The organism is Methanonatronarchaeum sp. AMET-Sl (genome assembly GCF_029854155.1).
Lineage (GTDB): Archaea > Halobacteriota > Methanonatronarchaeia > Methanonatronarchaeales > Methanonatronarchaeaceae > Methanonatronarchaeum.
Map to the genome: position 1 here is coordinate 390,522 of NZ_CP122958.1, position 12,191 is coordinate 402,712.

The 12,191-nt window shown below is 37.9% G+C and carries 10 protein-coding genes; 4 read left to right on the forward strand and 6 right to left on the reverse strand.

The genetic code is table 11. From position 1 onward, the window contains the following. Nucleotides 1–4: 4 nt before the first annotated feature. From QEN48_RS01930 to QEN48_RS01940, 3 genes are all read right to left on the reverse strand, one after another. Nucleotides 5–646, reverse strand: a complete 642-nt coding sequence (locus QEN48_RS01930) for a cobalamin-dependent protein (protein ID WP_280108730.1) — start codon at nt 644–646, stop codon at nt 5–7. A 268-nt stretch (nt 647–914) separates the two neighbouring features. Next, nucleotides 915–1,619, reverse strand: coding sequence for a metallophosphoesterase (locus tag QEN48_RS01935; RefSeq protein WP_280108731.1), 705 nt, complete (start codon nt 1,617–1,619; stop codon nt 915–917). Further along, nucleotides 1,606–4,245 (reverse strand): ATP-dependent helicase, encoded by a 2,640-nt coding sequence (locus QEN48_RS01940; RefSeq protein WP_280108732.1) that lies wholly within the window; start codon nt 4,243–4,245, stop codon nt 1,606–1,608. Before QEN48_RS01940 ends, QEN48_RS01935 begins: the two co-directional genes overlap by 14 nt. Before the next feature lie 218 nt (nt 4,246–4,463). Here QEN48_RS01940 and QEN48_RS01945 point away from each other — a divergent pair, with 218 nt between their 5' ends. Beyond that, entirely contained in the window at nt 4,464–4,940 is a 477-nt protein-coding gene (locus QEN48_RS01945) for a type IV pilin N-terminal domain-containing protein (protein ID WP_280108733.1), read from the forward strand. A 276-nt stretch (nt 4,941–5,216) separates the two neighbouring features. Here QEN48_RS01945 and yciH read toward each other — a convergent pair whose 3' ends face one another. After that, nucleotides 5,217–5,531, reverse strand: coding sequence for a stress response translation initiation inhibitor YciH (yciH, locus tag QEN48_RS01950; protein WP_280108734.1), 315 nt, complete (start codon nt 5,529–5,531; stop codon nt 5,217–5,219). 726 nt (nt 5,532–6,257) lie between these two features. On the opposite strand from yciH, the gene QEN48_RS01955 reads away from it, so the two are divergent. Together QEN48_RS01955 and QEN48_RS01960 are read left to right on the forward strand one after the other, a co-directional pair. Further along, on the forward strand, nt 6,258–8,390 hold the full coding sequence (locus QEN48_RS01955; RefSeq protein WP_280108735.1) for a minichromosome maintenance protein MCM: 2,133 nt from the start codon (nt 6,258–6,260) through the stop codon (nt 8,388–8,390). A gap of 23 nt (nt 8,391–8,413) precedes the next feature. After that, nucleotides 8,414–8,704 carry a DUF424 family protein gene (locus tag QEN48_RS01960; RefSeq protein WP_280108736.1) on the forward strand — a complete coding sequence of 97 codons (291 nt, stop codon included), beginning with the start codon at nt 8,414–8,416 and terminating at the stop codon, nt 8,702–8,704. Between the two features lie 66 nt (nt 8,705–8,770). Here QEN48_RS01960 and ribB read toward each other — a convergent pair whose 3' ends face one another. Together ribB and QEN48_RS01970 are read right to left on the reverse strand one after the other, a co-directional pair. Further along, on the reverse strand, nt 8,771–9,418 hold the full coding sequence (gene ribB, locus QEN48_RS01965; protein WP_280108737.1) for a 3,4-dihydroxy-2-butanone-4-phosphate synthase: 648 nt from the start codon (nt 9,416–9,418) through the stop codon (nt 8,771–8,773). After that, a complete protein-coding gene (locus tag QEN48_RS01970) occupies nt 9,415–10,059 on the reverse strand; it encodes a DUF120 domain-containing protein (RefSeq protein WP_280108738.1) in 645 nt (214 codons plus the stop codon). The genes ribB and QEN48_RS01970 overlap by 4 nt, the downstream gene beginning before the upstream one ends. A 265-nt stretch (nt 10,060–10,324) precedes the next feature. On the opposite strand from QEN48_RS01970, the gene QEN48_RS01975 reads away from it, so the two are divergent. Next, nucleotides 10,325–12,184 (forward strand): threonine--tRNA ligase, encoded by a 1,860-nt coding sequence (locus QEN48_RS01975; RefSeq protein ID WP_280108739.1) that lies wholly within the window; start codon nt 10,325–10,327, stop codon nt 12,182–12,184. The last annotated feature ends 7 nt before the right edge of the window (nt 12,185–12,191 follow it).

Consider the following 12,191-nt stretch of genomic DNA (forward strand, 5'->3'; position numbering starts at 1 on the left):
GGTTTTATTCTTTCATTAGTTTTAGTGCTCTTTTAGCTGCTTTAGTTGCGTCTGTTGCATATCCGTCTGCACCGAATTCTTCTATTGCGGATTTTTCGTTTAGTGGTGCTCCACCTGCAAGTATTTTTACGTTTGGTACTGTTTTGTTAGCGTCTTTTACGACGTCTTTAATTCCTAGCATTGTTGATGTCATCATTGCTGAGATTGCAATTATGTCTGCATCTACTTCTTTTGCTTTTGCTGCGAAATCTTCGTTTGGCACGTCTTTTCCGAGGTCTACTACTTCCATTCCACTTACATCTAGCATTAGTCTTACTAGGTTTTTACCGATGTCGTGTACGTCTCCTTCTGCTACTCCGATTACGACTTTTCCTTCGACTCCTAGGTCGTCTGCGTCTATATGTGGTTTTAGTATGTCGAGGCCTGCGTACAATGCTTCTGAGGCCATCAGTACTTCGGGTACGAATTTCTCTCCTTTGTCGTATAGGTCTCCGACTTCTGATATTCCGGAAACGAGTCCATCCATTATTGCGTCCATTGGCTCTACGCCTTCATCTAATGCTTTTTGAGCGGCTGTTTTCACTTTCTCTTCGTCCATTTCAACGACGCCTTTATGTAGGTCTTCCAGTATTTCTTCTTTTGACATAGTTTATTTCTCCTATCTATTCTACAGTATGTAAAACACCTATATTATATATTTTGGTAACTATCTTTTTACAAAAACGATTAAATAGGGTATAAAAAAACTAAAATTATTTTAATAGGTATATATCTTTTGAAAAAGGTTATTATTAAATAATAAGATGTTTAAGAACTTTTTGTTTAAGCCTTGGTTTTTGGTAGATATTTTCCAGTTGAAATATAGGGGCCTATTATTTTTTCTATATAATTTAAGTTCGGTTATTAACAATAGTTTAAAGCATATTTCTGAATCTACCTATTTCGGGAAATCTTAATGTCTCATTATCAACTTCCACTAAAACTTCGAAACTATTTAGGTCCCTATTTTTCATATATGGGGACATGAAGTCATCCTTCTTCATTTTGTTTATAGATACACCCTCGGTTAGTGGTGAAAAACTCGGGGTCAAAACAAGGTCTGGCTGGGTATTAGACCGGTCGATTAAAAAACAATCAAGTTTTTCACCCTCTATTTCAATTGCAGGGTGTTCGTGCCCAATCACTATGGATTCAATGTTTTTTAGCTGTCGTTCCTTATCTCCATGTAAAATCGCTACGTTGTCAATTACTACCTGTTCATGGAGTTCTTTTTCTTTTTTCTCTAGTAATGTTGGAAGCATTTTGTCATGTGAACCTTCTATTAAAACACAGTTTTGGCAGTTTTTAAGGACTTTATCAAGTTTGTTGGAAACTTCACTCCATATTTTTCCAAATGAGTGGAGGATATCTCCATTTAAAACTACTGTTTCTGGTTCAAACCTATCTATAACTTGTTTTAGTCGTTTGGTTAGTTCCTGTTCTTCATGTAGTGGGAAGGAGATTCCTTGACGTCTTAATTCGTCTTCAAGACCTATATGTAGGTCTGAAACTACGCATATATCTAGGTCTTTTAGGTAGAGCGCTGAATTATGGATCTCCAGTTGGTTATTTAGGGCCATCTAACCCAATCTCCTCTATAACTTGTTGATGGAATTTTTTTATAACTGAAGAACGGTCTTCAGCTAGAACTACATCGCTTGCGTCTAGGGTTGCTGTTCCAAACATGAATGGGCTTGGTGAACCCACGTTTTTTTGAGTTATATCTATCTCGTTTTGCTGGATTTTCTGAATGAACTGTTGTACATGGTCAAGCTCTAGTTTGTCATATAAAATCTCTCTAAATGTTTCATCTACAACTGCGAAATCGTCTTTAGATAAAGCAAAGTTTATCATCATGTCTGAGTTGAACTGTTGTCTTCTACCACTTTTTCGGTTGCCTTTATAGTTTTCAAGAATCATGAAGGACCTTACAGCGTTTATCCTGAACATCCTTTTTAGCATTTCAGTCCCCTGTAAAGCATCCTTCATAGTTCTTTCAATCATGTCTAGGTCGATTCCATCTATGATTTCTTTAATATCTATCTTTATGTCTTGGGAGAAGGAAAGTGTGAACCCTAAATCGGATATCGATACAGATACATCTATACCTCGTCGGCGGGAAACTTCATGTGCGATTAGGCGGCTTAATCCATCATTGAATTTACGGCCATAGGTGCTTTGGAATAAAAACCTTTTACGGTGGTTGCGGTCATGGTATTCCTCGACATAGAAATTTTTTGGAGTTGAAATCGATTCACCACCTGAATACATAACCTGCTCCATAAACATCTTTATAAGGCTTTTACGGGCATTTTCATCGATTGGAAATGTCTTTAAGTGTTCTTCAGCTTTTTCTGCAGACCCACCTCCAACCCAAACCTGCATTTTATCCTTAAACTCAAGTATTTTAATCGCTAAATCATAAGATAACGGTAATCTCTCTGAAAACCATCTAGGTACGTTTGATGGTCTGTCAGTTTGATCTACATAGACCTTGCCACCACGCCTATACCTGAACTCATATCTGTCACCACCCAAATGGAAAACATCCCCCTTTTCAAGTTTATCAAGATACTGTTCATCAAGGCTTCCAACCCTTTTTTTATCATTCCTAGTGAAAACGCCGCAGGAAAAACTTGCAGGAATGGTCCCCAAATTCGTCATGTAAATCACTCTTGACATACCGCCCCTACGACCGATTTCTCCAGACTCCTCATCGTACCATATTTTAGCATAAATATTTTTATCTTCCATTCCAGCATAATCAGCTGTCAAATACTTAATAACCTTATCAAAATCACTTTCACTGAGGCCAGAATAACAATAAGACCTCTTAACAACCTTCTTAACCTCACTCAAAGGCCTCACACTGTTTATTGCCATACCATATATGTGTTGGGAAAGCACATCCAGACAGTTAGTTGGTATAAACACCCTGTCAATAAACCCTTCTTCTGCATTTCTCAACATCACAGAACATTCAAGCAATTCATCCCTATCCATAACAAAGACAATACCCTTTACTTTGTGATGGAGCGAGTGGCCAGACCTACCTATCCGCTGCAACAACTTAGAAACAGATTTAGGAGACCCAATCTGAACAACAAGATCAAGGTGGGGCATATCGACTCCAAGTTCTAACGAGGTGCTGGTTGTTACAAAATCTATTTCCCCATGCTTTAACTTCTCTTCAATCTCCATTCTTTTTTCACGACCCAACGAACCGTGGTGACACCCAGTGTTCTCATCAACATAATGCTCTGGAAACTTACTACGAAGATTCTTTAAAACACGTTCCGCACCACTCCGTGTGTTAGTGAAAATCAATGTATTTTCATGACCCTGAATAAGCGTGTGCAGTTCTCTGTAGAGAACATCACTGATTTTTTCAGGATCTGTGTTAATCAAATCATTTGTCGGACACCTAAGCTCTAACTCCATATCACGAATAAAACGAGTATCTACAACCTCATAATCACGTCCAGAGCCAACCAGAAACTTAGCAACCTCTTCAACAGGCTCAACGGTTGCACTACACCCGATCCTCACAAACTCCTGATCTGCCATCGCTTGAAGACGCTCCAAACTCAAAGATAAATGAACCCCACGCTTACCCTCAGCTAGAGAATGAATTTCATCAACAATAACCCAACGAACAGTCTTCAACTTCTCCTTAAATTTAGGAGAGTTAATTAAAATAGCCAATGTCTCAGGAGTAGTATTAAGAATGTGAGGGGTTTTATCAAGCATCTTAGCCCGCTCACTCTTCGGAGTATCACCATGCCTAATAGCATGCCGAATATCATCATTTTCATACCCCCGCTCCCTACTAATCTCCTCAATCCCACGTAAAGGCTCAACCAAGTTACGATGAATATCATTAGCAAGCGACTTCAAAGGAGAGATATAAAGACAGTAAACAGTATTCTCCAACTCATCCTCTCTAGAAAGCTTATACAACTCATTAATTATCGAAGCAAAACTAGAAAGAGTCTTACCCGACCCAGTAGGAGCACAAACAAGAGTGTTCTCCCCCCTATGAATATTCGGGATAGCACCTCTCTGCGGAGGAGTAAAATAACCATCATTAACATCAAAATAACGACCAAACTTACCAACCCACCAATCCCTAACAGAAGGCTCAAAAACCTCATCAATTATAAAACTCTCAACACCACTCAACTCAGAACTAGGTTTAACAGACATCTAAAGAAAAAATAATCCTACAGATTTAAAAACAAACTGGAAAAAACCAACAGGGAATGAAAAAACACCCCAACCCCCTCAACAAACCCAAACCAAAAACAAATAAACCAAAAATAAATAAAAACACACAAACAGTATTAATCCCATAAAACCAATAAAACCAAAAAAGAAACCTATAAAACCTAGCCTAAAAAACTCTAAATAGCTCGGTGTATATTTTGAGGAAAAACAGCAACCAGAAAAACGGAAAAACAAGAATAAACCCTAATAACCAGGGAGTGAGCTCCGTTGTAGGAGTAATTATAATGGTCAGCATAGTGACCTTGATGGCTGCAATTGCCGGAGCCTTCGTTATGGGGGCAATAACAATTCCCGAACCCGCCCCAACAACAAGCATATCAATAGAGGAAATAAATGAGGATGAAATTAGGTTAATACACAATGGTGGAGACACACTTCACACCGAAGATCTCAGAATAATAATATATAACCTGGATACTGAAGAACAAAACAACCGGATAGACCTTGATTCAGAAGAACTAGAATCAGAGATAAATAAAGAACAATGGAACAATGGAGAACGAATAGATCTCAATTTAGATGAAATAGATGTTAGTGATGGCGACAGAATTGATATAAGAGTGATGCACACATCATCACAAACCACTTTATATTCAGAACTAAAAACACATTAAAAAAACATAAAAAAAGTTTCATTCAAAAAATAAAAAACCATTTACTTAATAGAGGAATATTTAGGTTTTTAAAGCAATCTAGTTGGCTTTTGAGGGCTAATCGACTTCTTTAATGTCTTTTTCATTAATTAAACCAGGTTTTCGATACTCTTGGTTGTCTATCTTTCTGGCTTTAGCTTTGTTTAATTTAGTATTAAGGAGGTATCCCTAGGTTTCTATAGTTTCGGTATGTTTTGTCCCAGGTTTCCTCCTTTTTTTGTTAGTTTGTCTATTAATTCATTTTCCTAGTACGACGCTTTGTTCGGAAAATCCTTTTTTGATTAACATCTCTTTTACTTTGCGTTTGTGGTCTCCTTGCAACTCGATTTTTTTGTTTTTAACTGTTCCTCCACAAGCGCATTTTGTTTTGAGTTCAGTGGATAGTTCATTTAGGTCGATGTCTTTGCTGTCAATACCCTTAACAATCGTCATGGGTTTGCCATAAGCTCTGTTTTCAACATAGACTTTTATCCTTTGGTCTTCTTTTGCTATTTCTTCGCATACACAGAGTTCACTAGGTAAACCGCATTTGGGGCAAACTTCTTCACTCATTTGTTACAAATCCTCATTTTTCCTCCAATATATTATTATTTTTCGGGAGGTGGTGGTAAATAGGTAGTTTATTTTTGGTTGGTCTATTTATCACCAACCATATCCTATCCATTTTCCAAATTATCTAGGTCTAGATATATATCTGTTTAGTTATTGATTATGTTTTATCCTAATTCATGGCTAAAACCCTTTTCTTTAAAGTAAAAAAACAAAGCTCAACCAATCCACTGGTTTACATGTAGACTTAGCCGTAAGGGGCTCTAGCTGTGGTTGATATGTCTGTCCGGGTTGGGGGGTAGGTAGATTAATTTTATTTCGTTCGCTTTTGGGTATAAGCTGTCTCTATATGGCTGGTTGAACGATAAAATCCTTAGGTAATTGTGCCTGGGGGTTTTTAAGGGCGGTGTAAACCAAGTTATGGTTTACAGTGGACTATTGTTTCACCAAAAATTTCAATGTAAGAACAGAAAGTATAATTGATGAAGGAAGTCAAATGATAAGTGTGTTTTGAAATCATTTTTGGATATTGAGGTCTATTGTTGTGGTATGGCTGGATAGAGTAAGATTTTTGATTTGATGGATAATCTATCTGTAATCCCCGTGTGTTTTAGGTTGGTGAGGTCTTATTGAGAGGGGTAGTCGAATAATGTTTATGATGGTTATTGTTTGAATGGAGAGTTTGTTCAATTCCTACTTGGATTTTAGTTGTTATGATAGGTGTGTTTGATGTCGGCGACTGTTGAAGAGAGTTTGGAAACTAAGGATATTGAAGAGAAGTTTAAGGAGTTTTTTGAGAAGTATTATCAAACTGAGATTAAGGATCTTGTTGCTAAATATCCTAATGAGAAATCGCTTTATGTTCATTATAACTCTCTTCTTGAGAGGTTTGATCCTGAGTTTGCTGATCGTCTTATTAAGGAGCCTGATAAGTTTATTAAGGGTGCTCAGGATGCTATAAAGAATACAGATATTAAGTTACAGCCTCAGATTGATGGTGGAGAATCTCAGCCTAGTTTGAGTGAGGCGTTAAATAATATATATGTTAGGTTTGTTGAATTACCGAGTAGGGAGAGGACTTTAGCACGTAATCTGAGAAGTCATCATATTAATAAGTTTGTTTCTATAGATGGGATTGTTAAGAGGGCTACTGAGGTTAGGCCTAAATTGATTGATGGGGTGTTTAAGTGTCTTCGGTGTGGGAAGGTTATGGAGGTACCTCAGGATGGGGGGTCGTATCAAGAGCCGTATCAATGTGCTGATGAGACTTGTCAGCGTAAGAATGCTTTTGAGTTGATTGTTGAGGAATCTGATTTTATTGATTCTCAGAAACTTCAGATTCAGGAGAGGCCTGAGGATTTGCGGGGGGCTGAACAACCTCAAGATCTGAATATTTTGGTTGAGGATGATTTGACTGGTGAGGTTGTTCCTGGTAATCGGGTTATTATCAATGGTGTTTTGAGGTCTTCTCAGAAACAGAATAGGAATAGTAAGAGTACTGTTTTTGATGTTTATGTTGAGTGTAACTCTATTGAGTTGATGGATCGGGAGTTTGAGGATCTTGAGATTACTGTTGAGGAGGAACGTGAGATTGAGGAGCTTTCAAATGACCCTGATGTGTATTCTAAGATCATTGATTCTATAGCTCCCACTATCTATGGGTATAGGGATGTTAAGGAAGCTATGGCTCTTCAATTGTTTGGTGGTGTTGCTAAGGAACTTCCTGATGGCTCTAGGATTCGTGGGGATATACATACTTTTCTTGTTGGAGATCCGGGTATTGGTAAGTCACAGATATTGAGGTATGTTTCGAATCTGGCGCCACGGGGGGTTTATGCTTCTGGTAAGAGCAGTACGTCAGCGGGTCTTACCGCTGCTGCTGTTAAGGATGAGTTTGGGGATGGTAAATGGACTTTGGAGGCAGGTGCTTTGGTTTTAGCGGATAAGGGGGTTGCTACGATCGATGAGATGGATAAGATGAATAGTCGTGATCGTAGTGCGTTGCACGAAGCTATGGAGCAACAGAGTATTTCGATTGCTAAGGCGGGTATAACTTCTACTCTTAAATCTAGGTGTGCGTTGTTGGGGGCGGCCAACCCTAAGTATGGTCGTTTCGATCGTTATGAGCCTATTGCGGATCAGATTGATATGGAGCCTTCATTGTTATCAAGGTTTGACTTGATTTTCACTTTGACGGATAAACCTGATAAGAAGAAGGATGAGAGGATTGCTAACCACATTATTAAGTCTCATTATGCTGGTGAGATTTCGATGAGGTCTGATAAGTCTGGTGAGGAAGAAACTGCTTTGGAAGATATTGAGCCGGCGATAGAGCCTGAGTTGATGCGTAAATACATTGCTCACTCGAAACAGATAACGCCGGTTCTTACTGATGATGCTAAACAGGAGTTAATAGATTTTTATTTAGAGTTAAGGGAGATTGGTGAGGATGATAACTCTCCAGTTCCGGTTACTGCTCGACAGCTGGAGGCATTGGTCCGTTTGGCAGAAGCTAGTGCTCGAACAAGACTTAATGAAACTGTTGAGGTTATCGATGCGGATAGAGCTACAACTATTGTAAATAAATGTTTGAAAGAGGTTGGTATGGATCCTGAAACCGGTCAATACGATATAGATATGTTGACAACTGGTACAAGTAAAAGCCAGCGTGATAAAATTAGGTTGGTTAAAGAGGTAATTGAGAGTTTAGAGGGTGATGAGGGGGCTCCAAGACAAGATGTTATCGGTCAGGCTGAACAGGAAGGTATAGATAGGGATGAAGTCAAAGATATAATTAAGAAGCTTAGGGAGAAAGGAGATATAATCGAGCCAAGGCCTGGTAAAACTCTTAGAACTACATGAATGGAATGGTGTTTAAGTTGTTTATGAAAACGCATGTGCGTAGAGCGGAAACTATTGTTGCTGTTTGTGATGAGGATTTAGTGGGTCGGGAGTTTAAGGGCGATAATCATAAAATTTCTGTTAGGGAAAGTTTTTATGGCTCTGAAACGAGGTCTGAGGAAGAGATTAAAAATGCCTTAGAAAATGCAACAATCGGTAATTTGATTGGTGAGGAAAGTGTTGAACTTGGTGTTAGAGCGGGGTATATTGATGAAGAGAATGTAGGGGAGGTCTGTGGTGTGCCCCATGCCCAAGTTGTGGTAATGCAGTATTAAACCTATTTTATTTAACTAAGATCTTTTTGTTTATTTAACTAAGATTTTTTTGTGTTCTTTGGTTGGTTAATATTCTTTTATTTCTTTTCCTTTTAGGAACTGCATGTTGTTTTTCTCTGCGTATTGTATTGCTTTTGTTTTTGGTAATGCTTCTCCTGTTTCGTTGTCGAGCATTTCGCATAATACCATTGCGGGAGTTATATTTGCTTTTTGTGCTAGTTTGATTGATAGTTCTGTTTGTCCCATTCTGTTTTTTGTGAGGCCTTCTGCGGCTCTTAGTATTGGTACGTGTCCGGGTGCTCTGAATTGTTTTTCGAAGTTGTAGTTTTCTCCATTTAATGCTTTTTTTACTGCGTTTGAGATTTCTTTTGCTGTTTTGGATCGGTCGTTGTCTGTTATTCCGGTGTAGGTGTCTTTGTGGTTTACCCAGATCGAGAAACTGCTTCTTTGGTCATAGGGTATTTGTTTGTTGAATTCGTATCCATATTCTGTTAGTATTTTGGATGTGTATTGGAGGTTGAGTTTTTCAGCTGCTTCTGGGTGGATTGCTACGCATATTAGGCCTCCTGCGTCTCTTCTCATTTTTTGTATTGTTTTTGGTGTTGTGTTGTTGGCTGGAGCTACTATGTCTGTTTCTCCTTCTCTGTCGCTGGAGTCGTAGATTAATATTGGTTTTCCTTCTCTGAGTTGGTTGATGGCTTTTTTTACATTCATATTTGGACCTCTATTTTTACTTTTTTAGTATCTATTTTGTTTCTGAGCCTTTTTGGGGCTATTATCTCGATTATTTCGTTTGAGTAATGGGATCTGTCTGGCTGTATCAATGCGCATTTTTTTCCGTTTATTTTTGATTGGAAGCATTTTGCGTTTCCGAATGTTCGGTCTCCTTTCTGGAATCCTTTTATATCTATGGCGTTATGTTTTTTGATTTCTTTGTATTTTTTTTGGCTGTCTGGTTTGAGTTTTATGTTTAGGGTTCCTGGATATGCTTTGAATCCTAATTTTTTTTGGAATTGTTTTTGGTATTCTGGTTGGGATATGTAGTATTGGCCTTCTCCGATTCCATCGATTACGTGTCCTTTTAGTGTTATGTTTTGTTCATTGTCGAATATGTTTTTATATTCTTTAAGTTCTTTTTTTAGTAAATTATAGCCTTTTTTTGAGATATTTATGGTTTGTCCATTTGGTTTTACGTCTCTTGTTATGTAACTGTTTTTTTCTAGTTTTTTGAGTCTTCTTGAAATGGTTTGTGGGCTTGTATTAAGTTTTTCAGCTAGCTCTGCGTTTGTTGTACGTTTGTTATTGTTTTTTAAGGCTATTTGTTTTAGTACATATAGACTATCTGGATTTATCATTGGCCTTTCAATTTTGAGATGCCTTCCAAAAATAATAAATATGTTGTGTCAAACAACCTTTACTTCATAGAAAATAAAAATTGGTTTCAAGATACATCAATAAATATATTGTTTTAAAACCATCAAGTTTGAAGGAAGGTCGATTTATTGTATTTTAGAACCTTTTTTCACCTTACATAAATCAATAAAGAGATATTGAGGTGTCCAATAAGGCCATATCCACTGTGTTGTCAGAGCATGTGAATTAATGGAGGAAGAATAAAACATGAAGTTATTACTTATACATTCTGATCACTTTAAGTACAAAGTTACAAAAGAAACCCCTGTTGCTGAGGAGATAGATGAGGATTTAGAAGAAGGATTGATGGATGAAGTTTTAGCTGTTTTCACTACAGTTGAAGAAATTGATGAAGAAGATCCTGAAGACGTAGTTACACAGGCTAAAAAAGAGATAGTTAAGGTGCTTGAAAGCGTGAATGCCGAGCGAGTAATGCTATATCCATATGCACACCTAAGTCCAGATCTAGGGTCACCAGAAACAGCTGTAAAGATATTGAAGTCATTAGAAAAAGAACTTAAGAAACTTGATATAGAGACCGCTAGATCTCCATTCGGTTGGTACAAATCATTTGAAGTAAGTTGTAAAGGCCATCCACTTTCAGAACTATCTAGAGACATAAAACCAAGCACTAAAAAAGAGGAAGATATAGAGGTTGGTGAAGAAAAAAGAGCAGTTCCAAGTGAATACTTGATTTTAGCTCCAGATGGCTCTGAAACAAAATTCGATCCAGAGAGATATAACGCAGGAGACGTAGAAAACACAGCACTAGACAAATACATATTATCTGAAGAAGTAAAGGGACAGCCATCTGAACGCCCGCCCTCGGTCGATTCGATGAGAAAACTTGAAATCGCCGACTACGAATCCGCAAGCGATCCAGGAAACCTAAAGTTCTATCCAAAAGGCAGTTTGATATTCAACTTAATGAAGGATTGGGCACATCAAATAGCCGTCAACAGGTTCGGAGCAATGGAAATAGATACACCTATACTGTATGACTGGAATGAACCAGACATACGAGAACAAGGTGAAAGCTTCCATGAAAGACATTACAGAGTCTCCCCACCAGAAGGAGATAAAGAACTTGTTTTAAGATTTGCCGGAGATTTCGGTTTATTCAAAATGCTTCAAGACTCAATAATAAGCTATCGAGACCTCCCAATCAGAATATATGAATTCAGCAAAAGCTTTAGATACGAAAAAAGAGGCGAACTATCCGGACTAAAAAGATTAAGAGCATTCCACATGCCAGATATACATTCATTCACCGCCAACCTCGAATCCGGTTGGAAAGAATACCAAAAACTATATCGAGAATACGCCGACCTCGCAGACGGAACCGGAATAGAATACGCAGTTGTATTCCGAGTAGTCGAAGAGTTCTATAAAGAAAACAAAGACAAAATAACCGAATTACTACAATACTCACAAAAACCCGCAGTAATCGAACTACTAAAAGAAAGAAAACACTACTGGGTAGTCAAACACGAATTCCAGGGAATAGATTCAACTGGAGGTAACAGCCAGCTATCAACAGTACAACTAGATATAGAAGACGCTGAAAGATACGGAATCACCTACACAAACCAAGAAGGACAAGAACAAGGATGCACCATATGCCACTCATCCATAGGATCAATAGAAAGATGGATATACGAAATAATTGAAAACGCCCATAAAAAAGAAAAACCAACACTACCAATCTGGCTATGTCCAACACAAACAAGAATACTACCAATATCCAAAGAAAACCACGAATACGCAGAAAAAATACAACAAAAACTAGAGAAAAACAAAATACGAGCCGACATAGATGACAGAGACTCCAGCCTAGGAAAGAAAATCAGAAACGCCGAAATGGAGTGGATCCCCTACATAATAGTCGTAGGAGACCGAGAACAAAAAAACCAAGAAATAAACCTAAGAAACCGAGAAACAGGAAAAGAAAAAACAACCAAACCAAACGAATTAATCAAAAAAATCCAAAAACAAACCAAACAAATGCCCTATCGACCACTACCACTACCCAAAAAACTAAGCAAACGACCAAAATTCATAGGATAAAAAAAAC